This window comes from Kitasatospora sp. NPDC088391 (assembly GCF_044753345.1).
GTDB lineage: Bacteria > Actinomycetota > Actinomycetes > Streptomycetales > Streptomycetaceae > Kitasatospora.
Genome location: NZ_JBIVNB010000006.1, coordinates 212,438 through 236,240 on the forward strand (window position 1 = coordinate 212,438; position 23,803 = coordinate 236,240).

Consider the following 23,803-nt stretch of genomic DNA (forward strand, 5'->3'; position numbering starts at 1 on the left):
GGGCGTGCCAGGCTTGCTTGGAGCGCGCTCTAACTCAGTAGCGTCGTGTTCGTCGCCGAGACGGGGGTCAGTTCCGATGGCAGGGTCCGCACCACAGGTCACCGAGTGCGAGCAGGCGTTCCGGAGGCCCGGCCGGGCCCCCGACCCGACGCCGCGGCACGGCATCAGCGAGGTCTCCGCGGCCAGCGGGCTGTCCGCGCACACGCTGCGCTGGTACGAGCGGATCGGGCTGCTGGAGCCGGTGGACCGCTCGTACGGCGGGCAGCGCCGGTACAGCGACGCGGACCTGGCCCGGCTCGGGTTCCTCACCAAGCTGCGGCTGACCGGCATGCCGGTCGCCGACATGGTGCGGTACGTCGAGCTGCTCCGGGCCGGCGACGGCACCCGGGCCGAGCGGCGGGACCTGCTGGTCGCGCACCGCGCGGAGGTGCGGCAGCGGCTCGCCGACCTGCACGCCACGCTCGCGGTGATCGACCTGAAGATCGACCACTACGCCGAGCTGGGCGGCCGGCCCTGCGGGGACCTGCCGGGCGCGGTGGACGCCCGGGAAGCGGAAGACGTACGAGCAGCCGAGAACGACGCACAGGACAGGAAGAGCGCATGAGCAGCAGCAACAGCATCGGGACCACCCGGCTCGGCACCGACGGCCCGGTCGTCGGCGTGCAGGGCCTGGGCTGCATGGGGATGAGCGAGTTCTACGGCCCGACCGACACGGCGGAGGCGCTGGCCACCCTGGAGCGGGCACTGGAACTCGGGGTGACCCTGTTCGACACCGCCGACATCTACGGCTCGGGCGCCAACGAGGAGCTGATCGGCCCGTTCGTCCGGGCGCACCGCGACCAGGTGGTGCTGGCCACCAAGTTCTCCATCGAGCGGCGCGCCGACGACCCGCACTACCGCGGCATCCGCAACGACCCGGCGTACATCCGGCAGGCGGTGGACGCCTCGCTGCGCCGGCTCGGCGTGGACGTGATCGACGTCTACTACATGCACCGGCGCGACCCGCGGGTGCCGCTGGCCGAGTCGGTCGGCGCGATGGGCGAGCTGGTGGCGGCCGGCAAGGTGCGGCACCTGGGCCTGTCCGAGGTGACCGGCCCGGAGCTGCGGGAGGCGCACGCGGTGCACCCGATCGCGGCGCTGCAGTCCGAGTGGTCGCTGTTCGCCCGGGGCGTGGAGCGCTCCGCGGTGCCGGCCGCGGCCGAGCTGGGCGTGGCGCTGGTGCCGTACTCGCCGCTCGGCCGGGGCTTCCTGACCGGCTCGTTCGACGCCGGGCAGCTGGCCGCCGACGACTACCGCCGCCACCTGCCGCAGTTCACCGGCGACAACGCGGCCGGGAACGACGGGCTGATCGCCCCGGTGCGGAAGATCGCCGCCGAGCGCGGCGCGACGCCCGCGCAGGTCGCGCTGGCCTGGGTGCAGCAGCGCGCCGAGGCGCACGGCCTGTCCGTGGTGCCGATCCCGGGCACCCGCAAGCGCGAGCGGCTGGCGGAGAACGTCGCCGCGACCGGCCTGCGGCTGACCACGGAGGAGCTGGCCGAGCTGGAGCCGATCGCCGGCCGGGTGGCGGGCGACCGCTACGCCGACATGAGCTCCACCGCCGAGGCCCGCGAGCTCTGACGGCCCCTCGGGGGGTGAGGGGGCGTCAGTTCCCGTCCACGGGGCGGGCGCTGACGTCCCCGTAGTGGCCGAGGGCGATCGCCGCGAAGTTGTGCCTGCTGGCGGTGCCGTCGACCAGGTAGCCGTTGTGGCCGTTGGCGCCCGCGGAGGAGATCGCCATCGCGCCGAACGCCTGGGTGGTCGGGTCGGCGCCGTGCCCGAGGCCGCCGACCTCCAGGTACGGCACGTTGCCGATCCAGTCGCCGGGGTTGCGGGCGGCCCACACCTGGACGCCGGTGCCGAGCTCGGACACCGAGTCGACGCCCATGCCGGGACTGCCGAACGCCACCACGTCGGTGGGCTGCCCCTCGTGCACGGCCGGGGCGGCGGTGCCGCACACCACCGAGCCGTACGAGTGGCAGAGCAGCGCGGGCGGCGCCTCGGGGCTGCTGGTCTGCTTCAGGCCGTCGAGCAGCCGCTCCAGCCGGGGCGCGGCGGCGTCGGCGAGCCGGGAGGTGACGGCGTCCGGGCCGAGGCCCTGCGGGGTGACGTAGCCGGTCCAGGCGATCACCGCGGTGCGGGTGCCGGGGGACTGCGCGTGCTCCTCGGCGTACAGCGCGCGGGCCATCCCGGCGGGGGAGCGCATCGGGTCGGCGGTCTGGTCGAAGTGGCCGAGGTCGGCGTCCGAGCCGGGCACCAGGACGGCGACCCGCCGGGCGGCGGCCAGGTCGCCCCAGACCTCGGTGACCAGGCCGCGGCCGCGCGGGTCGAAGGCGAGGATCTGCCGGCCGTCGGCGAGCAGCCGGTCCGAGTCGTGGGCGCGGGAGGCGGCGAGCGCCCGGACGGCGGGCTCCAGCGCGGGGTCCTCGGAACGCTGCCGGGCCCGGTCCCGCTCGGCGGTGATCGCGACCCGGTTGGCCCGGTAGCGGGCGTCCAGCGGGGCCCCGTCCAGGTTGCCGACCACCAGCGGGTACTCGGCGACCAGCCGGTCCAGTTCGGCGGGCGTCAGCGAGGCGAAGAAGGCGGCGACCACGGCCGGCTTGGCGGTCGCCGGGTCCGGCAGGGCCCGGCCCAGCGAGTCGTCGGCGACCCAGGCGGCGCTGCCGGCCGGCGGGGTGGTGATCGCCAACTGCTCGGTGGAGGCGGCGGCCTGGGCGGCCGCGGCACCGGCGTCCACCAGCACGGCGCAGCCCGCGAAGACGCCGATCAGGATGCGCTTGACCCGCCTGCGGTGCATGGCGTCCACTCCCTCGGGCCGGTGCGTCTCGGCGGGCCGGGCCCGACGGTGCTCTGAGCTGCCAACAACTAGTGGCCAGAGTAGAGGGCGGCCGGTGCCGGAGGCAGGGAGCAAACAGTGTTCCCCGTCACATTCGCCCGGACGCTACCTGTCGTACTCCTGGAGCGCCCGCTTCGGCGCCACCGAGCGCCAGGCGTCGGTGAGCAGCTCCCGCAGCTCCTCGGCGCCGACGCCGGCCAGCTCGACCCGGACCCAGCCGAACCGGCCGGTGTACGGGGCGACCGAGTACACCGCGGGCGCGGCGGCGACCAGTTCGGCCTGCTCCGCGGGCGTGGCCTTCACGGTGGCGGCCCCGGCCTCGGCCCGGCCCATCGCGAAGATCCTCCGGCCGACCCGGAAGGTGTCCTGCTCCCAGGTGGTCTCCCGGTGCGCCTGCGGCAGCTCCAGGGCCAGCGCGGTCAGTTCCTCGAAGGTCGCCATGGCCGCCAGCGTACGGCGTGCCGTCGGCGGCGTCCGACGGGCCGTCAGTTCCGGCCGGGGGAGGGGGTGCTGGGGGCGCTCAGACCGCGCCGAGGGCGTACACCGCGAACAGGGCGGCGCCCGCCCCGGCGGCCGCGCGCCAGGCGCGCGAGGGCCACGGCCCGTCGAAGCGCCGCGCCCGGCTGCCGATCAGCGCCAGCACCAGGCCGAACACCGGCAGCCAGCACAGCCGTTCCAGCGCCCACAGCCCCGAGTCGGGGGCGGTGGTCAGGCCCGGCACTGCCCCGCCCAGCCGCGAGCCGGCCAGCGCGGTCAGGAACATCGCGGTCTGGTGCCAGCAGAAGACCGTCATCGCGCCCAGGTTGACCACCACCACCGGCAGCCAGAGCAGCGGGCGGCGCAGCGCCCGGCCCAGCCGGTCCTTCAGCAGCATCGCCGCGCCGCCCTGCGCCGAGGCCAGCGCCAGCACCAGCAGGGACGGCGGGTGCGAGTTGGTGCGGGCCGCGCCCGGCACGCCGACCATGCTGGCCGGGTAGTGGAACACCAGCAGCAGCACGGCGAACAGCGCGGCCCCGCCGAGCGCCAGCAGCCTCGCCCCGGCCCGGGTGATCCGGCCGTGCGCCCAGTCCACGCCCAGCTGGTAGGCGAACAGCCAGCCCGGCAGCAGGTTCAGCAGGCTCAGCCACCCCGGCATCGCGGCGCCCCACGGCCCGTACCGCAGCAGGTCCACCGCGGCGACCGCCGCCAGCAGCAGCCCCGCGCCCCAACCCCGGCTCCGGGCGCCGAACTTCACGCACAGCGGGGTCAGCGCGGTCAGCACCAGGTACATCCCGATGTACCAGAGCGGCTGCACCATCAGCACCGCCCCGGTGCGCACCGTGTCGGCGGGGACGCCGAGGGCGCGCAGCAGCGGGATCAGCACCGCCCAGACGGCGGCCACCCCGAGCACCGGCCGGGCCAGCCGCAGCGTCCGGCCGCGCAGCCACTGCCGGGCGCCGGTGCCGCGGGCGGCGGCGCGCCGCCAGGACAGCGCGGAGGCCCGGCCGCCGACCAGGAAGAACACCCCCAGCATCTGCAGCACCCAGCTGAGCGGGGCCATGAACCCCAGCGCGCCCAGCGGGCTGGCGTTGTGCAGCACGCCGTCGGTGAGGGTGAGGCCGCCGAGCATCCAGTGCCCGACCGGCACCGAGAGCAGGGCGAGGGCGCGCAGCCCGTCCAGGGCGCGGTCGCGGGTGGCGGGGGTCCTGGCGTCGGTCGTCGTGGCGGCGCGGCGGAGCGTGGTCAGCACGGGAGTCCCTTTCCGGGAGGAACGCTGAGGGGGTGTCGGGCGGTGGTGATGTCGGGCGGCGGGGGCGTCAGGCGGTGGGGGAGCCGGTCCGGGCGAGGGCGGCGAAGGCGGCGAGGGAGGCCGAGCCCGGGGCGAAGTAGCCGCTGTGGCCGTGCGAGCCGGTCGACGGCAGCGGGCGGGCGTGGAAGTCCGCGGCGGTGGGGTCGGCGCCGTGGCCGAAGCCGAGCAGCCGGACGTTCGGCACGTCGGAGATCCAGTCCTCGGCGTTGCGCCGGACGGCCCACACCGGGACGGCCAGTTCCTCGGCCCGGTCCAGGCCCATGCCCGGGGAGGCGAGCACCACCAGCCCCGCGACGTCCGCCGGGTCGGGCTCCGACAGTCCGCAGACCACCGAGCCGTAGCTGTGGCAGAACACCGTGACCGGCCCGGTCGCCGGGGCGAGGCCCGCCACCAGCCGGGCCAGCCGGGGCGCGCCGGCCCGCGCCAGCTCCTCGCGGGCCACGTCCACCCCGATGCCGAGCGGCGTGGTGTAGCCGACCCAGGCCACCACCGCGACCCGGTCGCCGCTCGCGGCGCGCAGCGAACGCGCCATCCCGGCCAGGGAGTCGAAGCCGTCGGCGGTGGCCCTGTCGTAGTTCCCCAGGTCGACGTCGGCGCCGGGCACCAGGACGGCCGTCCGGCCGCCCGGCGCGAGGTCGCCGAACACCTCGGCGACCTGGCCGCGGCCGCGCGGGTCGAAGGCGAGCAGCCGGCGGCCGGTCAGGCTCCGGTAGCGGTCGGCCTTCGCGGCGGCGGCCGCGCGGTCGCGGGCCGGGCGGGCGGGGTCGTCGGCCAGGGCGCGCTGCCGGTCCAGTTCCGCGGCGAGGGCCAGCGCGTTGGCCCGGTAGCGCAGGGCGGCGGGGACGCCGTCCAGGTTGCCGACCACCTGCGGGTGGCGGAGCACCAGGGCGTCCTGCCGGGCGGGCGTCAACTGCCCGAAGAAGGCGGCGACCTCGGCGGGGGAGGCGGTGCCGGGGTCGGGCGTCCGCAGGCCCGGCGAGGTGTCCGCCACCCACGCGGCGGCCCCCGGCGGCGGGCCCGTCAGCGGTGCCTGGGTGTCGGCGGACGCCCACGACCCCGTTCCCAGCACGGCCGCGAGCACCAGCCCGGCCGCGGCCGTCCCCCGGCGCAGACGTGACAGCATCCTCGTTCCTCCTCCTGTTTCGGCAACGGGAGGAAGGTAGGAACGGGACACCCGGCGGGGCGTCACCCCACGGGGCCAAGCCCCGTGTCGTACCGGGGGGTTACCCGGGGGCGGCCCTACTGCGCGCCGGGCTGGACCAGGCCGCTCTCGTAGGCGAGGACGACGGCCTGGGCGCGGTCGCGCAGGTCGAGCTTGGCCAGGATGCGGCCGATGTGGGTCTTCACGGTCTGCTCGGCGAGCACCAGGTGGGCGGCGATCTCCTGGTTGGAGAGGCCGCGGGCGATGAGTTCGAGCACCTCGGTCTCGCGCGGCGTCAGGCCGTTCAGGCGCAGCCGCGGGTCGCGGCGCGGCGCGGGCCGGTGGCGGGCGAAGTCGGCGATCAGCCGCCGGGTGACGGACGGGGCGAGCAGCGCGTCGCCGGCCGCGACCACCCGGACGGCGGCGATCAGGTCGGCGGGCGGGGCGTCCTTGAGCAGGAAGCCGCTGGCCCCGGCCCGCAGCGCCTCGTACACGTAGTCGTCGACGTCGAAGGTGGTGAGCATCAGCACCCGCGGCCGGTGGACCACCCCGGGCGGCGGGTCGAGCAGGCGGCGGGCGGCCTCCAGGCCGTCCATCCCGGGCATCCGGACGTCCATCAGGACCACGTCGGGGTGGGTGCGCCCGCTGGCCTCGATCGCCTGCAGGCCGTCGGGCGCGTCGCCGACCACGTCGATGTCGCTCTGCGCGTTGAGCAGGGCGGCGAACCCGGCGCGGACCATCGCCTGGTCGTCGACGATGAGGACGCGGATGGTCATGCGGTGCTCTCCCCCGGATCGGTGCCGTCCAGCGGCAGGACGGCGGTCACCCGGTAGCCGCCGTCGGCGGTCGGGCCGGTGTCCAGGGTGCCAGCCAGCAGGCGGACGCGCTCGCGCATTCCGATCAGGCCCTGCCCGGTCGAGCCGGAGCTCTCGACGCCGGCGGCCTTCCCCGGCCGTCCCGGCGGCGGCGCGTTCTCGACCCGGACGGTCAGCGCGCCGTCCGCGGCGTCCAGCCGGACCTCGGCGGTGGCGCCGGGCGCGTGCCGGACCACGTTGGCCAGCGCCTCCTGGACGATCCGGTACGCGGAGAGGCCGACCGCCTCGGGCACCGGGTCGAGCGCCTCCGCGCCCGCGGCGACGGCGAGTTCGGCCCGCACCCCGGCCTGGCCCACGGTGGCGAGCAGCCGCGGCAGGTCGGCCAGGCCGGGCTGGGGGGCCTTGTCGGCGGCGGTGTCGGCGGAGCGCAGCACGCCCAGCAGGCGGCGCATCTCGGCCAGCGAGCCGCGCGCCGCGGTGGCGATCTGCCCGAACTCGGCGACCGCCTCCGCGGGCAGGCCGGTGAGCCGGTAGGGGGCGCTGTCGGCCTGCACGGCGATCACCGACATGTGGTGGGCGACCACGTCGTGCAGCTCGCGGGCGATCCGGGCGCGCTCCTCCAGCAGGGCGCGCCCGGCCCGCTCGGCCTCCGAGATCTGCTCCTGCTCGGCCAGCAGCCGCTGCGCCTCGCCGCGGCCGCGCAGGCTCCAGCCGAGCAGCAGCACCGCGGCGGAGACCGCCGCGACGACCACCGAGGTGCCGTCGAAGTGCGCGGTGAAGGCGGTCCAGCTCAGGCTGCAGCCGAGGAGGGTGACGAGCCAGACGGCGAGCAGGGTGCGGCCGCGCTCGCGGACCGCCAGGAAGACCATCAGGAACAGGTACGCCAGCAGGGTGGGCACCGGCCACGGCCAGGGCTGCTCGGCGGCCGACCCGTGCGTGACGACCGCGCCGACCACCACCGACGGCGCCATCAGCTGCCAGGCGGTCAGCGGGCGGGTCAGCGCCAGCACCAGCGACCCGGCCTGCACGGTGGCCAGCGCGGTGCCCAGCGCCGGGTCCACCCCGTAGAACCGGGTGAACGCGACGATGCCGGTGGGCAGCAGCGCGCCGACCATCGCCAGCACCGCGCCGTAGGGGGCCAGCCGGACCCACCTCCGCCGCGCGGTCGCCAGTGGCGGCCGCCGGTCGGGGACGGGTTCGGACAGGGCGCGGAGGAAGTCTTTCCAGGTGCTCACCGGGCCGAGGGTAGGGCGGCGCGCGGGCGCTGTCCTCATACCCGGGTGCCGGGTCCGGGTGCTACCCGGGTAGCACCCGGACCCGGGTCAGCGCCAGGAACCCGCCAACGCCGGTCCCAGCTGGTCGAGGTGACGCTCGATCAGCGCCAGCATGCCGTCCTTGTCGTGGCCGCCCTGGTCGGGCGCGGCGGCGTAGGAGAGGTGCGAGATCCGCACCACGGTGCCGAAGACGGCGGCGAGCAGCCGGGGCCGCAGGTCGACGGCCGGGTCGAGGCCCTCGCGCTCGGCGAGGACGCGGGCCACCTCGACCTCCTGCTGGATGGCGTGCCGCAGGTGCGCGGCGAGCAGGGTGGGGGTGGACTCGATCAGTTCGAACAGCTCCAGCGCGGCGGACGCCGAGCCGCGGCCCTCGTCCAGGCTCAGCCAGACCTCGCGGACCGCGCCGCGCATCGCCTCCAGCGGGTTCTCCCCGGCCGGGCGGGCCCGCAGCCGGGCCAGGAACTCCTCCTCGGCCTCGGCCAGCACGGCGAGGGCGACCTCCTCCTTGTTGGCGAAGTACCGGAAGAAGGTGCGCTGGGAGACCTCCACCTCGGCCGCGATCTCGTCCACCGTGGTCCGCCCGTAGCCCTGCCGCAGGAACAGCCGCAGGGCGGCGCCGCAGAGCGAGTCCCGGGTCCGCTGCTTCTTGCGTTCGCGCAGGCCGACGGGCATCGGGTCGGCGGCGGTGGTGGTGGCCATGGGTCAACGATATCGCCGCCCTGACAGTTGACATCGAGTGACAGGAGTCACGCTTTGTCTAATGTCAGCGGCTGACATAATGTTCCGCGGGTGGCGGCGCCCGACCGTGGCAGCTCGTGGGGACGGGCGGGGCCGGGTGCCGCCGCAGTCCGGCGCGGCGCCCGCGCACGACCACACGAACGGGGAACTCCCGAGCCATGAGCCAGTCCGTTGTACTCGACAAGGAAGCGGCCCCGGCCGCCGGGGGCAAGCTTCGGGGACACCCCTGGCTGACCCTGCTCACGGTCGCCGTCGGCGTGATGATGGTGGCCCTCGACGGCACCGTCGTCGCCATCGCCAACCCGGCCATCCAGCTCGACCTGAAGGCCTCGCCGGCCGACATCCAGTGGGTCACCAGCGGCTACCTGCTGGCCCTGGCGGTCTTCCTGATCACCGCCGGCAAGATCGGCGACCGGTTCGGCCACAAGAGCACCTTCCTGGTCGGCGCGGTCGGCTTCGCCGCCACCTCCGCCGCGATCGGCTTCGCCGGCTCGATCCAGCAGGTGATCTTCTACCGCGTCCTGCAGGGCCTGTTCGGCGCGCTGCTCCAGCCCGCCGCGCTCGGCCTGCTCCGCGGCGCCTTCCCCGCCGACAAGCTGAACATGGCGATCGGCATCTGGGGCGGCGTCATCGGCGCCTCCACCGCGGCCGGCCCGATCGTCGGCGGCCTGCTGGTCGAGCACGTCAGCTGGGAGTCGGTGTTCTTCATCAACATCCCGGTCGGCGCGCTCGCCCTGGTGCTCGGCCTGCTGATCCTCAAGGACGTCCGCGCCGAGAACGCCGCCAAGTCCTTCGACATCCCCGGCATCGTGCTGCTCTCCGGCGCGATGTTCATGCTGGTCTGGGGCATCATCAAGGCCCCGGGCTGGGGCTGGGGCGACCCCGCCACCCTGCTCTTCCTCGGCGGCGCGGTGCTCGCCCTGGTGCTCTTCGCGGTCTGGCAGAACTACGCGAAGGAACCGCTGGTCCCGCTTGCCCTGTTCCGCTCGGTGCCGCTCTCGGCCGGCACCCTGCTGATGGTGCTGATGGCCTTCGCCTTCTTCGGCGGCATCTTCTTCGTCACCTTCTACCTGCAGAACGTGCACGGGATGGCCCCGGTCGACGCCGGCGTCCACCTGCTCCCGATGACCGGCATGATGATCGTCGGCGCCCCGGTGGCCGGCTTCCTGATCGGCAAGGTCGGCCCGCGCATCCCGATCGTCGGCGGCATGCTGTTCACCACCGCCGCGATGCTCGGCATGTCCACCCTGGACATCGGCTCCGGCAACGGCGCGATGGCGCTCTGGTTCGTGCTGATGGGCCTCGGCCTCAGCCCCGTCATGGTCGGCGCCACCGAGGTCATCGTCGGCAACGCCCCGCTGGAGCTGTCCGGCGTCGCCGGCGGCCTCCAGCAGGCCGCCATGCAGGTCGGCGGCTCGCTCGGCACCGCCGTCCTCGGCGCCGTGATGGCCTCCAAGGTCACCGACGTGCTGCCCGGCAAGTGGGCCGCCACCGGCGCCCCGTTCCCGACCGGCGAGCAGGGCGAGCAGCTCAAGCAGGCCGCCCAGCTCGGCATCGCCCCGCCGGCCCCGGCCGACACCCCGGCGAACGTCGTGCAGGGCATGGCCGATGCGGTCCACTCCTCGTTCGTCAGCGGCATGAGCACCGCCTTCGTGGTCGCCGCGGTGGTCGCGCTGGCCGCCGCCGGCCTCGGCCTGCTCACCAAGCGCGGCGCCAACGACGCCGGCCCGGCCGTCCACATCTGACGTACTGCCACGGGTCCGCCCGGGGAGGGGATCTCCCTCCTCGGGCGGACCTCGCTGTTCTTGCGGGGGTTGCTCCCGCAGTTCCCCGCGCCCCTGACGGGGCGCGGAACTTCGGTGGGCCCCGGATCCCCGCACGGGGTGCGGGACTTCACGGGACCCCGGTGCCCCGACAGGGGCGCGAACACCTGTCCGGCAACGGAAAGGTCCGCCCGAGGAAGGGGAGTTCCCTCCTCGGGCGGACCTTCGCGTCAGGTGGTGCTCAGGCGTCGCCGCCCGCGGCGCCCGGGTCGGCGGCGGCCACGTCGAGCAGCCGGTAGCGGTCGATCGCGTCCTTCAGCGCCGAGCGGTCGATCTTGCCCTGCTTGGCCAGCTCGGTGAGCGTGCCCAGGACGATCGACTGCGCGTCGATGTGGAAGAAGCGACGGGCCGCGCCGCGGGTGTCCGCGAAGCCGAAGCCGTCGGCGCCCAGCGACTGCCACTGGCCGGGCACCCAGCGGGAGATCTGGTCCGGGACGGCCCGCATCCAGTCCGAGACGGCCACGAACGGACCCTCGGCCCCGGAGAGCTTGCTGGTCACGTACGGGACGCGCTGCGGCTCCTCGGGGTGCAGCAGGTTGAACTCCTCCGCCTCGACGGCGTCGCGGCGCAGTTCGTTCCAGGAGGTCGCCGACCAGACGTCCGCCTTGACGTTCCACTCCTCGGCGAGGATGCGCTGCGCCTCCAGGGCCCACGGCACCGCCACGCCGGAGGCGAGCAGCTGCGCCGGGATCTGGCCGGCCTCGCCGCCCTTGAGCCGGTAGAGGCCCTTGAGGATGCCGTCGACGTCCACGCCCTCGGGCTCGGCGGGCATCTTGATCGGCTCGTTGTAGACCGTCATGTAGTAGAAGACGTCCTCGCCGTGCGGGTGCTCGGCGGAGGAGCCGTACATCCGGCGCAGGCCGTCCTGCACGATGTGGGCGATCTCGTACCCGTAGGCCGGGTCGTAGGCGACCACACCGGGGTTGGTGGAGGCCAGCAGGTGCGAGTGGCCGTCGGCGTGCTGCAGGCCCTCGCCGGTCAGCGTGGTGCGGCCGGCGGTGGCGCCGATCACGAAGCCGCGGGCCAGCTGGTCGGCCATCTGCCAGAACTGGTCGCCGGTGCGCTGGAACCCGAACATCGAGTAGAAGACGTACACCGGGATCAGCGGCTCGCCGTGCGTCGCGTACGAGGAGCCCGCCGCGATCAGCGAGGCGGTGCAGCCGGCCTCGGAGATGCCGTCGTGCAGCATCTGGCCGGACGGGGACTCCTTGTACGCCAGCAGCAGCTCGCGGTCGACCGACTCGTAGGTCTGGCCGAGCGGGTTGTAGATCTTGGCGGACGGGAACAGCGAGTCCATGCCGAAGGTGCGGTACTCGTCGGGCGCGATCGGCACGAAGCGGTTGCCGATGCCCTTGTCCCGCATCAGGTCCTTGAGCACCCGGACGAACGCCATGGTGGTGGCGATGGTCTGGTTGCCGGAGCCCTTCTTGACCGCCTTGTAGGCGTCGTCGCCCGGGAGTTCGAGCTTGCGCGGGCGCACCTTGCGGGTGGGCACGTAGCCGCCGAGCTCCTCCCGGCGGTCGTGCATGTACTGGATCTCCTCCGAGTCGCGGCCCGGGTGGTAGTAGGGCGGGTAGCCCTCGTCCAGCTGCTTGTCGGTGATCGGCAGGTGCAGCCGGTCGCGGAAGCGCTTCAGGTCCTCGACCGTCAGCTTCTTCATCTGGTGGGTGGCGTTGCGGCCCTCGAAGTTGGGGCCCAGCGTCCAGCCCTTGACGGTCTGCGCCAGGATGACGGTCGGCTGGCCCTTGTGCTCGCGGGCGGCCTTGAACGCGGCGTAGACCTTGCGGTGGTCGTGGCCGCCGCGGCCCAGGTGCTGGATCTGCTGGTCCGTCATGTTCTCGACCATGGCGCGCAGGCGCAGGTCGCCGCCGAAGAAGTGCTCGCGGATGTACGAGCCGGTCTCGGTGGCGTAGGTCTGGAACTGGCCGTCGGGGGTGGTGTTCAGCTTGTTGACCAGGACGCCGTCGCGGTCCTGGGCCAGCAGCGGGTCCCAGGAGCGGTCCCAGACCAGCTTGATGACGTTCCAGCCGGCGCCGCGGAACTGCGACTCCAGCTCCTGGATGATCTTGCCGTTGCCGCGGACCGGGCCGTCCAGGCGCTGCAGGTTGCAGTTGACCACGAAGGTCAGGTTGTCCAGGCCCTCGCGGGCGGCCAGCGACAGCTGGCCCAGCGACTCGGGCTCGTCCATCTCGCCGTCGCCCAGGAAGGCGTACACCTGCGAGTCGGAGGTGTCCTTGATGCCGCGGTGCTCCAGGTAGCGGTTCATCCGGGCCTGGTAGATCGCGCCGAGCGGGCCGAGGCCCATCGAGACGGTCGGGAACTCCCAGAAGTCCGGCATCAGCCGCGGGTGCGGGTAGCTGGAGAGGCCGAACGGCGCCTTGGACTTCTCCTGCCGGAAGGCGTCGAGCTGCTGCTCGGTCAGCCGGTCCAGCAGGAAGGCGCGGGCGTAGATGCCGGGCGAGGCGTGGCCCTGGAAGAAGACCTGGTCGCCGGACTCGCCGTCGGCGTCCTTGCCGCGGAAGAAGTAGTTGAAGCCCACGTCGTACAGCGACGCGGAGGAGGCGAAGGTGGCGATGTGGCCGCCGACGCCGATGCCCGGGCGCTGGGCGCGGGAGACCATGACGGCCGCGTTCCAGCGCGTCGCGTTCAGGATCTTGCGTTCGATCTCCTCGTTGCCGGGGAAGAACGGCTCGTCCTTGGTGGCGATGGTGTTGACGTAGTCCGTGCTGCGCATCTCGGGCACGGCGACACGCTTCTCGCGGGCGCGCTCGATCAGCCGCAGCATCAGGTAGCGGGCACGCTCGCGCCCGCGCTCGTCGATGGCAGCGTCAAGCGACTCCAGCCACTCCGCGGTCTCCTCGGGATCGAAGTCCGGGACCTGGCTCGGGAGGCCGCCAATGATGATCGGGTTGCGATCGGATCCGGAAGCCACGCTGTTCCTTCACTGTCGGTCGAAACTGAGTTGTCGCGCCCCCTCCATCGTGCTACCGCGTTCGGAGATCCGTCATATCTACCGATCGGTAACCGTTCCGCCGATTGGGCGGTACGGTCAGGAGGTGGTCCGACCTGGGACCCCGGACGGACGATGGCGGCCGGCCGGGATGAGGGCCAACAGGAGACTTTACGCCCGCACCCTCCTCCGGCCCGAATGCCGTTCGCATCTCGGGCAGGCGTACGGGGTGTGAACGGGCTCCGCGCGGGCAGGAGACGAAGCATCCATGTCGGTGCGCAGCCGGACATACCGGTGCGATCACGGTCACAATGGGCGGCGTGTCGCGGCGCGACACGTCAACCTTTGGGTGGGATCGGGGGTCGGGTACTTGCGCGAACCGCCGCTCCCGTGTGGACTACGGCCACAGCCCCGGCACGGACGCCGGGCCGAATACTGGAGGTTATTCCCGTGAGCGCGACCGCGGACCCCGCGGACAAGTCCAACCCCGCTCTCCGTCTGGGCTTCGAAGAAGGCCAGGTCATCCAGGAGCTCGGGTACGACGAAGACAGTGACCAGGAGCTCCGCGAGGGCATCGAGGGGATCACCGGCACCGAACTCGTCGACGAGGACTACGACGACGTCGCCGACGGCGTCCTGCTGTGGCACCGCGACGAGGACGGGGATCTCACCGACGCCCTGGTCGACGCCCTGGAGTACCTGGCGGAGGGCGGCCTGATCTGGCTGCTGACGCCGAAGACCGGCCGGGACGGCCACGTCGAGGCGCACGAGATCGCCGACGCGGCCAAGACCGCCGGCCTCTCGCAGACCAGTTCGGTGGCACTCGCCAAGGACTGGGCGGGCACCCGGCTGGCCACCCCCAAGGCCTCGAAGGCCGGCAAGCGCTGACCCTCGGACCGCGACCCGCGGCGGGGGCCGCCCGCGCCCCCCCCCCCGCCGGGCCCCCCCCGCGGGGGGGGGGGCGCGCCCCCCGGGGGCCCCCCCGGGGGGAACCCCCCCCCCCGCCCCCCCCCCCCCCCCCCCCCCCCCCCCCCCCCCCCCCCCCCCCGCCCCCCCCCCCCCCCCCCCCCCGGGGGCGCGCCGCCCCCCCCCCCCCCCCCCCCCCCCCCCCGCCGGCGTTCCGGGGCGGCCGCGCCACGGTGTTCACTCAGGGCTGAAACCGCCCGGTCCGACCGCCCCGCCCCACCCGGACGGCCGATCGGGGGCCCGGCGGATGGGAGGATCTCCCTGCCAGCAGCATCCCCTCCGGCAGGAAGGCCCCCGCAATGACCGTCGAGATCGGCGCCCAGGCCCCCGACTTCGAGCTCAGGAACCAGCACGGCGAGTCGGTGAAGCTCTCCGACTTCCGCGGCGAGAAGAACGTCGTCCTGGTCTTCTACCCGTTCGCCTTCACCGGCGTCTGCACCGGCGAGGTCTGCGAGATCCAGAAGGAGCTGCCGCGCCTGCAGAACGACGAGGTGCAGGTGCTCGCCGTCTCCAACGACGCGCCGTTCTCGCTCCGCGTCTTCGCCGAGCAGGAGGGCCTGGAGTACCCGCTGCTCTCGGACTTCTGGCCGCACGGCGAGGTCTCCCGCGCCTACGGCGTGTTCAACGAGGAGAAGGGCTGCGCGGTCCGCGGCACCTTCGTGATCGACAAGGCGGGCACCGTCCGCTGGAGCATCGTGAACGGCCTCCCGGACGCCCGGGACACCAAGGAGTACCTGGCGGCCCTCGGCGCCCTCTGAGGCCCCGTCCGGCAGCGCTCCCGGCCCGGCCGCCCGGATTCGTCCGGGCGGCCGGGCCGAGTTGTCGGCGCGGTCGGGGAACCCGGCACTACGATCGGGCCGTTGACGGATCGGGAACCGGAACATTCTTGGAGGAACCACGTGGGTGTCAGCCTCAGCAAGGGCGGCAACGTTTCGCTGACCAAGGAGGCGCCCGGCCTGACCGCCGTGGTCGTCGGCCTCGGCTGGGACGTGCGCACCACCACCGGCACGGACTTCGACCTGGACGCCAGCGCGCTGCTCTGCACCGACCAGGGCAAGGTCCGCTCCGACGCCGACTTCATCTTCTTCAACAACCTGAAGAGCGCCGACGGCTCGGTCGAGCACACCGGCGACAACCTCACCGGCGAGGGCGAGGGCGACGACGAGCAGGTCAAGGTGAACCTGGCCGGCGTCCCGGCCGAGATCACCAAGATCGTCTTCCCGGTGTCGATCTACGACGCCGAGAACCGCCAGCAGAGCTTCGGCCAGGTCCGGAACGCCTTCATCCGGGTGCTGAACCAGGCCGGCGGCGCCGAGATCGCCCGCTACGACCTGTCCGAGGACGCCTCCACCGAGACCGCGATGGTCTTCGGCGAGCTGTACCGCAACGGCGCCGAGTGGAAGTTCCGGGCCATCGGCCAGGGCTACGCCTCCGGCCTGCGCGGCATCGCCCAGGACTTCGGCGTCAACGTCTGACGGTCCGGCGGCCGCAAGCCGGGCCGGGACCGTCCGCGGTCCCGGCCCGGCGCGGCTACTCCGGCGGCAGCGCCATCACCCGGTCGCCCTGGACGGCGATCAGCAGCTCGTCGTTGCCCGCCAGGTGCCAGGGCAGCGACGCGCTCGCCCCGGTCTGGAACGTCCAGCGCAGCTTGTGGTTCACCACGTCCACGGCGTGCACGCCGCGGTCGCCGGCCGCGACGAAGAGGGTGTCGCCGACCAGCACCGGGTTGTCGTCCATCCCGACCTCGCCCGGCAGCTCCAGGTGCCACAGCTCGGTGCCGCGGACCGCGTCGAAGGCCACCACCCGGGGCGGGGCGGTCGGGGTGTAGGTGGTCCCCTGCACCGTCAGCGTCATGCCGCCGAGCACCGCGTAGACGACGTGCTTCCCGGCGGCCGGCGGCGAGTACCAGAGCCGGGTCGAGCGCTCCGAGGTCTTCGCCCAGACCTGCTTGCCGTCCGCGACCCGGACCGCCTGCAGGCCGTTCGGGCCGGTCGAGCAGAACACCAGGCCGTCCTGCAGGGCCGGCTGGTAGGAGGCCCGGGAGTCGGTCGGGGCGACCCAGCTCTGGCTGCCGTCGGCGAGCGAGCGGGCGACCAGGTTCTCCTTGCTGTCGGTGTACAGCAGGGTGTCCGCGGTCAGGTCGGAGCTGACCATGTAGTCGGCGGTCCGGTTGCGGTGCTGGTTCCAGCGCATCGAACCGTCCTTGCGGTTCAGCGCCATGATGCCCTTGTCGGTCCGCGCCCCGGCGTCCGGCAGCCCGGAGCCGTCCAACTGCAGGTAGGCGCACATCGCGTACACCGCGTCCCGGTCGGCGGCCAGCACGGTGTCCGAGGCGATCTGCACCCCGTTCGGCCGCGCGGGCTCCGGGCGGTACTTCCACAGCACCGCGCCGGTCGCCGCGTCCACCGTGATCAGGTCCGCGACCGTGCCGTAGGAGAGCGAGCCGCCCGCCTGCGCCAGGTGGTACGCCATCGCGTCCTTGGTGATCCACTTCTCCTTGCCGTCCGCCAGGTCGACGGCGATCAGGTCGGCGCTGCCCAGGTGCAGCAGGCCGGGGGAGAAGACCAGGCCCAGCGAGCCGACGTTGCTGGAGGACATCCGGTACGTCCACAGCGGGGTCGGCGGCACGCCCGGGGCGCGGCTCGGGCGGGCCGGGGCGGGCGGGGTCGTCGTCGGGGCCGGGGCCGGTCCCGGGCCGGGGGCGCCGCCGCCGCGCAGCATCCAGGCACCCAGGCCGCCCGCGCCCGCCAGCACGGCCGCGCCGCCGCCCAGCAGCAGTCCGCGGCGGGACGGGGCGGGGACGGGCGCGGTCGGGGCGGTGACGGCGTCGGGGGCCGGGTCGGCGGCGCGCAGCCGGACGGTGCCGGGGTCGGCCGGGCCCGGGGCGGCCGGGCCGGAGACCTCGGTGGGGGTCCGGACGGCCGGGGCGCGGCGCGGGTCGTGGGCGCGCAGCGGGGCCTCCAGGTCCAGCACCGCGGCGGCGTGGCCGGCCGTCTCGGCGGCCAGCGCGGCGGGCAGCCAGCCCGCCCCGGCCGGGGCGGCGGAGTCCTCCAGCAGCGCGGCCAGCTCCTCGGGCGCGGGCCGCTCGCCCGGCTCCTTGGCCAGGCAGGCGGTGACGGCCGGGCGGAGCTCCGCGGGCAGGCCGGACAGGTCCGGCCCGTCGTGCACCACCCGGTACAGCAGCGAGGCCGCGGACGGGGCGCCGCCGTCCTCGGCGTGCTCGAACGGGCCGTGGCCGGTGGCGGCGAGCACCAGCACCGAGCCGAGCGAGAACACGTCGCCGGCCGGGCCGGTGCGGCGCCCGGCGGCCTGCTCGGGGCTCATGAAGCCGGGGGAGCCGACCACCACGCCGGTGGAGGTCATCCGGTCGCCGTCCAGCGCCCGGGCGATCCCGAAGTCGATCACCCGGGGCCCGTCGGCGGCCAGCAGCACGTTGGAGGGCTTCAGGTCGCGGTGCACCAGCCCGGCGGCGTGGATCGCCGCCAGCGCCCGGGCCAGGCCGGCGCCCAGGGTGCGGACGGTGCCGGCCGGCAGCGGGCCGTGCGCGGAGACGGCCCGGTCGAGCGCCGGGCCGAGCACGTACGCGGTGGCCAGCCAGGGCGGCGTGCCGTCGGCGTCGGCGTCCACCACGGGGGCGGTGCGGGCGGCCTCCACCGAGCGGGCGGCCGCCACCTCGCGGCGGAACCGCTCGCGGAAGTCGGCGTCCTCGGCGAGTTCGGCGCGCACCACCTTGACCGCGACGGTCCGGCCGCCGGCCGACCGGGCCAGGTAGACCCGGCCCATGCCGCCGGCGCCGAGCCGGGCCAGCAGCCGGTAGGGGCCGACCGTCTCCGGGTCGGCGCGGTCGAGCGGTTCGAACGGCATGGCCTGGTACCCCCGTTGCTTCTGCGTGCGGCACCGGGTGCGGTTCCGGCGGCCGGGCCAGCAGCGTACCCGCGGGGCCCGGGCGGGTCGCCGGGGGAGGGCCGGGTCGGGGGCTTGATAGATTCGGCCGCGATCCGTCGACCGGCCGGGGGGAGTGCGCGGGGCGGCCCTCGGGGGCCCCGGGGCGGCCACCGGGCCGGGCGGAGCGCGGAGTTCAGGAAGTTCAGTCGGGTGTGCAGCACTGCGCGGCCGTCGGGGGGCGTAGACCTCTTGGGTGCGCCTTTCGGGCGCATCCGCCGGACCGGCCCTCCCGGGCGGTCCGACGGCGGTTCCGCCGCACACCCCGGGAGCCCCGGAGACGGGAGCTGGGAGGAAGTCCGATGTCCGTCACCCTCGCCAAGGGCGGGAACGTCTCGCTGACCAAGGCCGCGCCGAACCTGACCCAGGTTCAGATCGGCCTCGGCTGGGACGCCCGGTCCACCACCGGCGCGCCCTTCGACCTGGACGCCAGCGCGCTGCTGTGCTCCGGCGGCCGGGTCATCGGCGACGAGTACTTCGTGTTCTACAACAACCTGCGCAGCCCCGAGGGCTCGGTCGAGCACCAGGGCGACAACCTCACCGGCGACGGTGACGGGGACGACGAGGTGGTGCAGGTCCACCTCGACCTGGTGCCGGTGCAGATCGACAAGGTCGTCTTCGCCGTCTCCATCTACGACGCCGACGCCCGGCTGCAGAGCTTCGGGCAGGTCTCCAACGCCTACATCCGGGTGGTCAACCTGGCCGACGGCAGCGAGATCGCGCGCTACGACCTGTCCGAGGACGCCTCCGGCGAGACCGCGATGATCTTCGGCGAGCTGTACCGCTACCAGGGCGAGTGGAAGTTCCGCGCGGTGGGCCAGGGCTACGCCTCCGGCCTGCGCGGGATCGTGCTCGACTTCGGCGTCAACGTTCAGTAACAACCAGTCCGGAATGGGTCAATTCCGGTAGCCAGAAAGGTAACCGACCCCGTGTTCCTCCGTACGTTCGGATGGTCCTTCGCCATCACGATCGCCGGCCTGATCGCCGCCGGCCTGATCTGGGGGGCCGAAGGATTCGGCGTCGTCCTGATCCTCTCGATCCTCGAGATCTCCCTGTCCTTCGACAACGCCGTCGTCAACGCCACCGTCCTGAAGCGGATGAACGCCTTCTGGCAGAAGATCTTCCTCACGGTCGGCGTGCTGATCGCGGTCTTCGGCATGCGCCTGGTCTTCCCGCTGCTGGTGGTCGGCCTGACCGCCCAGCTCGGCCCCGGGACGGTCATCGAGCTGGCGCTCGACTCCACCAAGACCCACGACGGCCAGACCTACGCGCAGTACCTGGAGGCCGCCAACCCGGCCATCGCGGCCTTCGGCGGCGTCTTCCTGCTGATGATCTTCCTCGACTTCATCTTCGAGGAGAAGGACTTCAACTGGCTGCGCTGGCTGGAGAAGCCGCTGGAGAAGATCGGCAAGCTGGACGCGCTCTCCTCGGTCATCGCGCTGGTCGTGCTCGCCCTGTCCTCCCGCTTCTTCGCCGGTGACCGCGCCGAGACGGTGCTGCTCGCCGGCGTCTGCGGCCTCGCCACCTACCTCGCCGTGAACGGCCTCTCCGGGGTCTTCGAGTCCGGCCTGGAGGAGCAGGAGGAGGCCGAGGAAGAGGCCAAGCGCAGCGGCAGAACGGTCATGCAGGTCGGCGGCAAGGCCGCGTTCTTCCTCTTCATCTACCTGGAGGTCCTGGACGCCTCGTTCTCCTTCGACGGCGTGGTCGGCGCGTTCGCCATCTCGCAGGACATCTTCCAGATCACCCTGGGCCTCGGCATCGGCGCGATGTACATCCGCTCGCTGACCGTCTTCCTGGTCCGCAAGGGCACCCTGGACGACTACGTGTACCTGGAGCACGGCGCGCACTACGCGATCGGCGCGCTGGCGCTGATCCTGCTCGCCTCGATCAAGTACCACATCCCGGAGATCGTCACCGGCCTGATCGGCGTCGCCTTCATCGGCGCGGCCCTGGCCTCCTCGATGGTCCGCAACAAGCGCCAGCAGGCGCTGGAGGGCGCGGGCGCGGAGTCCTAGCGCCGCCGGTACCCAACCGCAACGGCCGCGCCCGCCGGGGGAGTTCCCCGGCGGGCGCGGCCGTTCTCGGTACTGCGGTGGTGCTGTTCGGTACTGCTGCTCGGTACCGCGGTGCTGTCGCGCCGCCGCTAGCCGAGCTGCTGCTCGATGGCGCGGAGCTTGCGCTCCAGCGAGTCCAGCTTCGGCATCGAGAGGGTGTCCTCGTCGGTGGTCAGGTCGATGCTGGACGAGTACGGCGAGGAGGAGGCGGAGCCGCTGCCGGTCGACTCGACGGCGGCGCGGGGGCGGCGGCCGGCGTTCAGGGCGGCGGGCTCCAGGGCGGAGGCGCCCACCCGGTCGAGAGTGGTCTCCTCGGCGGCTAGGGCAGGCTCCGTTGCGGACGGGGCGTCACCCGCGGCGGCCAGCGCCGGCACCTGGCGGGCGTGCCGGGCCCGGGCCAGCACGCCGCCCTGCCGGGCGATCGCCTTCAGCTCGGCCCGCTCGCGGCGGTCGGCGCTGCGGGCGCGCGACTTGGCGTCCAGCTTCGCCTGGCGCTCCTCGCGCACCTCCTCGACCGCCTCGTCCAGGCTGCGGACGTTCTCCAGCAGCATCAGCGACCAGGCCGCGTAGGTCTCGCGCGGGGCGCGCAGCCAGCGGACCACCCGGATCTGCGGCAGCGGGCGCGGCACCAGGCCCTGCTCGCGCAGCGCGGCCCGGCGGGTCTGCTTCAGCGCCCGGTCGAACAGCACGGCCGCGGAGATCGACATGCCGGCGAAGAACTGCGGGGCGCCGTCGTGCGCGCCGCCGCGCGGCGCGTGCACCCAGTTGAACCAGGCCGAGGCGATCGCGAACAGCCAGACCAGCATGCGGGAGCCGAGCGCCGCGTCACCGTGGCTGGCCTCGCGGACCGCGAGCACGGAGCAGAACATCGCCGCGCCGTCCAGGCCGAACGGGACCAGGTACTCCCAGCCGCCGGACAGGTTCAGGTTCTGCTGGCCGAAGCCGACCAGGCCGTGGAACGACAGCGCCGCCGCGACACCGGCGCAGCAGAACAGCAGGACGTACGAGGCGCCGCCGTAGACGGCCTCCTTGCGGCGCCGCCGCTCCTCGCTGCGCTCCCAGGAGTCGCCGCTCTCTTCGGCCTTGTTGTTCTTGAAGCGGAGGAAGGCCACCAGGATGGCCGTGAACAGCAGGGCTGCACCGCCGACCACGGCCCAGACCAACTGTATGGAGGAGAAGTTCATCGCGGGGAGGGCCTCGGCTTTCCGCAGGGCAGGGGGAAGGAGGAGGTGGCGCACGGGACACGCACGGGACACCTGTGCGGGAGAGACGATATCGCGTCCCGGGGGCGGGCATCGTACGGGAGTGACGAACCCTCTGCCAGCGGGGCGCGCCAGCGGTCTGACGTTGACTCAGGACCCCCCGGGTGGGTATTGGAGAGGCGAGAAGGTTCCGGTGCTGGGGGAGGACACGATGGTTTCGGTGTGGGAGTTCCTGAAGGGGGACCGCGGCGACAGCTTCGACACCGGGGGGCAGTTCAAGGTCACGCTGACCAAGTCGCAGCCGCATCACGCCATCACCGGCTCCGCGGCCACCACCGGCTACCTGTACATCAACCTGCACTGGTCGACCCGCAACGCCGAACGGCCCGGCGCGGGCGGCGCGCTGCGCCGCTTCTTCGACCCGCGCATCCTGCGCCCGCTGGCACCCGCCACCGCCGGATCCGCGCCGGTCGGCGTCGACCTCGACCTGGCCTGCATGTACGAACTCGCCGACGGCACGCGGGGCGTGGTCCAGCCGCTGGGCCGGCTGTTCGGCGACCTGAACCGGCCGCCGTACATCAAGCTCTCCGGCGACGACGTGTCGGGCGCGCCCTCCGGCGAGACCATGCACATCAACCTGGAGAAGAAGGACCAGTTCAAGCGGCTGCTGATCTTCGTCTACATCTACGACGACACCCCGGCTTTCGACCGCACCCAGGCGGTGCTGACCATCGTCCCGCAGAGCGGCCCGCGGATCGAGATCAAGCTGGACGAGCGCGCCCCGGCGGCCCGTTCGTGCGCGGTGGTGCTGATCGAGAACGACGGCGAGGGCAAGCTGACGATCCGCCGCGAGGTGCGGTACGTGCACGGCTTCCAGTCCGACCTGGACCGGCTGTACGGCTTCGGCATGCAGTGGGAGCGCGGCTACAAGACGCCGGAGCGGCCCGGGAGTTGACGGCCGACGGCCCGGGAGGCGGGTCCTCCCGGGCCGGACGGCGGCGATCCCGGCGCGCGGTGGGGGCGTGCCGCGGCGGTGTGCCGCGCGGCGGTCAGCGGGGCTGGAACTGCGGGCCCTGCGGCGGCAGCGCGAACGGCGGGCCCGGCTGCTGCGGCTGCTGCGGGGCGGGCTGGGGCGCCGGTTGCTGCTGGGCGGGCTGCTGGTGGGTGCCCTGTTGCGGGTAGCCGTAGCCCGGGCCGGGCTGCTGCGGCCGGGGCTGGGCCTGCGGGTAGCCGTAACCGCCCGCCTGCGGCTGGGGGTAGCCGTAGCCGCCGGCCTGCGGGTGCGGCTGGTGCTGCTGCGGGGGCGGCGGCGGGTAGCCGTAGCCGGGCTGCTGGGGCTGCTGGGCCTGGGGGTAGCCGTAGCCGCCGGGCACCGGGACGGGCGGCTGCGCGCCGGTCGGCGCGGCGTGGTGGGCGGTCGGCGGCTGCGCGGGCGGCGGCGGGGCGGTGACCGGTGCCGGCGGGGCCGCGGCCGGGCGCTCCTCGGGCTCGGGGGCGGGGGGCGGGGCGGGCACCGGGGCGGCCGGGGCGAGCGTCCAGTCGTCCTCGTCCACCGGCAGGGGGGCGGGGCGGGGCGCCCGCGGGTCGGCGGAGCCGCCGGGGGCGGCCTCGGCCGGGGCACCGCCCGTCATGCCGTCCGCCATGCCGTCGTCCACCGCGATGCCGAAGTCGGTGGCCAGCGCGACCAGGCCGTCCAGGTAGCCCTGGCCGACGGCGCGGAACTTCCAGCCCCCGGCCCGGCGGTAGAGCTCGGCGGCGACCAGCGCCGTCACCTGCTCGTCCTCGTCGACCGCGAACTCGGCCAGCGCGGGCGTCCCCTCGGGCGCGCCCGCGTCGAACAGCAGCACCCGCAGGCCCGGCACGGACGGGAAGGAGCCGCCCTCGGCGGACCCGGCCAGCACCACCCGGTCCACCTCGGGCGGGAGTTGGGCCAGGTCGATCTCCAGCGCGTCCCACACCTCGCCGCCCGCCGTCTGCTTCGGCAGGTGGCGGACCAGGCCGGAGGGGTGCCGCGGCTGGTTGTAGAACACGAAGTCGGTGTCGTCGCGGACCTTGCCCCGGTCGTCCAGCAGCAGGGCCGAGGCGTCCAGGTCCGGGACGCCCGGGGCATCCGTCCAGCGCAGGACGGCGCGGACGGCGGCGGCCGTCAGCGGGATGTTGGCGCCCTTCGCCATCACGTGCGTCATAGCGCACCATCCTGCCGTCTGCCCACGGCCCGGGACAACGCGGGGCACGGC

At 74.1% G+C, this 23,803-nt stretch carries 20 protein-coding genes; 9 read left to right on the forward strand and 11 right to left on the reverse strand.

Annotated elements, in window-relative coordinates:
* Window positions 1–76: 76 nt before the first annotated feature.
* A complete protein-coding gene (locus ACIQBJ_RS20200; protein WP_400711920.1) occupies window positions 77–604 on the forward strand; it encodes a MerR family transcriptional regulator in 528 nt (175 codons plus the stop codon).
* A complete protein-coding gene (locus tag ACIQBJ_RS20205) occupies window positions 601–1,617 on the forward strand; it encodes an aldo/keto reductase (RefSeq protein WP_400711923.1) in 1,017 nt (338 codons plus the stop codon). Before ACIQBJ_RS20200 ends, ACIQBJ_RS20205 begins: the two co-directional genes overlap by 4 nt.
* Window positions 1,618–1,642: 25 nt before the next feature.
* Here ACIQBJ_RS20205 and ACIQBJ_RS20210 read toward each other — a convergent pair whose 3' ends face one another.
* From ACIQBJ_RS20210 to ACIQBJ_RS20240, 7 genes are all read right to left on the reverse strand, one after another.
* Window positions 1,643–2,833, reverse strand: a complete 1,191-nt coding sequence (locus ACIQBJ_RS20210) for an alpha/beta hydrolase (protein WP_400711926.1) — start codon at window positions 2,831–2,833, stop codon at window positions 1,643–1,645.
* Window positions 2,834–2,977: 144 nt separating this feature from the next.
* On the reverse strand, window positions 2,978–3,313 hold the full coding sequence (locus ACIQBJ_RS20215; RefSeq protein ID WP_400711929.1) for an MmcQ/YjbR family DNA-binding protein: 336 nt from the start codon (window positions 3,311–3,313) through the stop codon (window positions 2,978–2,980).
* A gap of 79 nt (window positions 3,314–3,392) precedes the next feature.
* The gene (locus ACIQBJ_RS20220; RefSeq protein ID WP_400711932.1) at window positions 3,393–4,601 is read right to left on the reverse strand and encodes an acyltransferase; all 1,209 of its coding nucleotides are present in this window, start codon (window positions 4,599–4,601) and stop codon (window positions 3,393–3,395) included.
* 67 nt (window positions 4,602–4,668) lie between these two features.
* A complete protein-coding gene (locus tag ACIQBJ_RS20225) occupies window positions 4,669–5,784 on the reverse strand; it encodes an alpha/beta hydrolase (RefSeq protein ID WP_400711935.1) in 1,116 nt (371 codons plus the stop codon).
* Window positions 5,785–5,900: 116 nt separating this feature from the next.
* Window positions 5,901–6,578 (reverse strand): response regulator, encoded by a 678-nt coding sequence (locus ACIQBJ_RS20230; protein ID WP_400711938.1) that lies wholly within the window; start codon window positions 6,576–6,578, stop codon window positions 5,901–5,903.
* Entirely contained in the window at window positions 6,575–7,852 is a 1,278-nt protein-coding gene (locus tag ACIQBJ_RS20235) for a sensor histidine kinase (RefSeq protein WP_400711941.1), read from the reverse strand. Before ACIQBJ_RS20235 ends, ACIQBJ_RS20230 begins: the two co-directional genes overlap by 4 nt.
* Window positions 7,853–7,939: 87 nt before the next feature.
* Window positions 7,940–8,590, reverse strand: coding sequence for a TetR/AcrR family transcriptional regulator (locus tag ACIQBJ_RS20240; RefSeq protein WP_400711944.1), 651 nt, complete (start codon window positions 8,588–8,590; stop codon window positions 7,940–7,942).
* Window positions 8,591–8,787: 197 nt separating this feature from the next.
* On the opposite strand from ACIQBJ_RS20240, the gene ACIQBJ_RS20245 reads away from it, so the two are divergent.
* Window positions 8,788–10,374 (forward strand): MFS transporter, encoded by a 1,587-nt coding sequence (locus ACIQBJ_RS20245; RefSeq protein WP_400711947.1) that lies wholly within the window; start codon window positions 8,788–8,790, stop codon window positions 10,372–10,374.
* A 259-nt stretch (window positions 10,375–10,633) separates the two neighbouring features.
* On the opposite strand, the gene aceE is transcribed toward ACIQBJ_RS20245, so the two are convergent.
* On the reverse strand, window positions 10,634–13,384 hold the full coding sequence (aceE, locus tag ACIQBJ_RS20250) for a pyruvate dehydrogenase (acetyl-transferring), homodimeric type (RefSeq protein ID WP_400711950.1): 2,751 nt from the start codon (window positions 13,382–13,384) through the stop codon (window positions 10,634–10,636).
* A gap of 468 nt (window positions 13,385–13,852) precedes the next feature.
* On the opposite strand from aceE, the gene ACIQBJ_RS20255 reads away from it, so the two are divergent.
* The 3 genes from ACIQBJ_RS20255 (at window position 13,853) to ACIQBJ_RS20265 (ending at window position 15,843) form a co-directional block, all read left to right on the forward strand.
* Window positions 13,853–14,290, forward strand: coding sequence for a DUF3052 domain-containing protein (locus ACIQBJ_RS20255; RefSeq protein WP_400711953.1), 438 nt, complete (start codon window positions 13,853–13,855; stop codon window positions 14,288–14,290).
* 377 nt (window positions 14,291–14,667) lie between these two features.
* The gene (locus ACIQBJ_RS20260; RefSeq protein ID WP_400711956.1) at window positions 14,668–15,126 is read left to right on the forward strand and encodes a peroxiredoxin; all 459 of its coding nucleotides are present in this window, start codon (window positions 14,668–14,670) and stop codon (window positions 15,124–15,126) included.
* Between the two features lie 141 nt (window positions 15,127–15,267).
* Window positions 15,268–15,843: a TerD family protein gene (locus ACIQBJ_RS20265; protein WP_400711959.1), complete on the forward strand. Its 576-nt coding sequence runs from the start codon at window positions 15,268–15,270 to the stop codon at window positions 15,841–15,843.
* A gap of 55 nt (window positions 15,844–15,898) precedes the next feature.
* Here the strand turns inward: ACIQBJ_RS20265 and ACIQBJ_RS20270 are convergent, their stop codons facing one another.
* On the reverse strand, window positions 15,899–18,232 hold the full coding sequence (locus ACIQBJ_RS20270; RefSeq protein WP_400711962.1) for a PQQ-binding-like beta-propeller repeat protein: 2,334 nt from the start codon (window positions 18,230–18,232) through the stop codon (window positions 15,899–15,901).
* 380 nt (window positions 18,233–18,612) lie between these two features.
* Between ACIQBJ_RS20270 and ACIQBJ_RS20275 the strand changes: the two genes are divergently transcribed.
* Together ACIQBJ_RS20275 and ACIQBJ_RS20280 are read left to right on the forward strand one after the other, a co-directional pair.
* A complete protein-coding gene (locus tag ACIQBJ_RS20275) occupies window positions 18,613–19,188 on the forward strand; it encodes a TerD family protein (protein WP_400711965.1) in 576 nt (191 codons plus the stop codon).
* Window positions 19,189–19,239: 51 nt separating this feature from the next.
* The gene (locus ACIQBJ_RS20280) at window positions 19,240–20,325 is read left to right on the forward strand and encodes a DUF475 domain-containing protein (protein WP_400711968.1); all 1,086 of its coding nucleotides are present in this window, start codon (window positions 19,240–19,242) and stop codon (window positions 20,323–20,325) included.
* Window positions 20,326–20,453: 128 nt separating this feature from the next.
* Here the strand turns inward: ACIQBJ_RS20280 and ACIQBJ_RS20285 are convergent, their stop codons facing one another.
* Window positions 20,454–21,548, reverse strand: a complete 1,095-nt coding sequence (locus tag ACIQBJ_RS20285; RefSeq protein WP_400711971.1) for a DUF2637 domain-containing protein — start codon at window positions 21,546–21,548, stop codon at window positions 20,454–20,456.
* 229 nt (window positions 21,549–21,777) lie between these two features.
* Here ACIQBJ_RS20285 and ACIQBJ_RS20290 point away from each other — a divergent pair, with 229 nt between their 5' ends.
* A complete protein-coding gene (locus ACIQBJ_RS20290) occupies window positions 21,778–22,521 on the forward strand; it encodes a Tellurium resistance (protein ID WP_400711978.1) in 744 nt (247 codons plus the stop codon).
* A 94-nt stretch (window positions 22,522–22,615) separates the two neighbouring features.
* Here ACIQBJ_RS20290 and ACIQBJ_RS20295 read toward each other — a convergent pair whose 3' ends face one another.
* Window positions 22,616–23,752, reverse strand: a complete 1,137-nt coding sequence (locus ACIQBJ_RS20295) for a TerD family protein (RefSeq protein WP_400711981.1) — start codon at window positions 23,750–23,752, stop codon at window positions 22,616–22,618.
* Window positions 23,753–23,803 lie beyond the last annotated feature (51 nt).

Excerpts from the sequence above, each read along its gene's own strand:
- ACIQBJ_RS20210 (WP_400711926.1), bottom strand. The coding sequence starts at position 2,833 with ATGCACCGCAGGCGGGTCAAGCGCATCCTGATCGGCGTCTTCGCGGGC.
- ACIQBJ_RS20230 (WP_400711938.1), bottom strand. The coding sequence starts at position 6,578 with ATGACCATCCGCGTCCTCATCGTCGACGACCAGGCGATGGTCCGCGCC.
- ACIQBJ_RS20290 (WP_400711978.1), top strand. The coding sequence starts at position 21,778 with ATGGTTTCGGTGTGGGAGTTCCTGAAGGGGGACCGCGGCGACAGCTTC.
- ACIQBJ_RS20270 (WP_400711962.1), bottom strand. The coding sequence starts at position 18,232 with ATGCCGTTCGAACCGCTCGACCGCGCCGACCCGGAGACGGTCGGCCCC.
- ACIQBJ_RS20285 (WP_400711971.1), bottom strand. The coding sequence starts at position 21,548 with ATGAACTTCTCCTCCATACAGTTGGTCTGGGCCGTGGTCGGCGGTGCA.
- ACIQBJ_RS20200 (WP_400711920.1), top strand. The coding sequence starts at position 77 with ATGGCAGGGTCCGCACCACAGGTCACCGAGTGCGAGCAGGCGTTCCGG.
- ACIQBJ_RS20205 (WP_400711923.1), top strand. The coding sequence starts at position 601 with ATGAGCAGCAGCAACAGCATCGGGACCACCCGGCTCGGCACCGACGGC.
- ACIQBJ_RS20275 (WP_400711965.1), top strand. The coding sequence starts at position 18,613 with ATGTCCGTCACCCTCGCCAAGGGCGGGAACGTCTCGCTGACCAAGGCC.
- ACIQBJ_RS20260 (WP_400711956.1), top strand. The coding sequence starts at position 14,668 with ATGACCGTCGAGATCGGCGCCCAGGCCCCCGACTTCGAGCTCAGGAAC.
- ACIQBJ_RS20295 (WP_400711981.1), bottom strand. The coding sequence starts at position 23,752 with ATGACGCACGTGATGGCGAAGGGCGCCAACATCCCGCTGACGGCCGCC.
- ACIQBJ_RS20215 (WP_400711929.1), bottom strand. The coding sequence starts at position 3,313 with ATGGCGACCTTCGAGGAACTGACCGCGCTGGCCCTGGAGCTGCCGCAG.
- ACIQBJ_RS20225 (WP_400711935.1), bottom strand. The coding sequence starts at position 5,784 with ATGCTGTCACGTCTGCGCCGGGGGACGGCCGCGGCCGGGCTGGTGCTC.
- ACIQBJ_RS20245 (WP_400711947.1), top strand. The coding sequence starts at position 8,788 with ATGAGCCAGTCCGTTGTACTCGACAAGGAAGCGGCCCCGGCCGCCGGG.
- ACIQBJ_RS20240 (WP_400711944.1), bottom strand. The coding sequence starts at position 8,590 with ATGGCCACCACCACCGCCGCCGACCCGATGCCCGTCGGCCTGCGCGAA.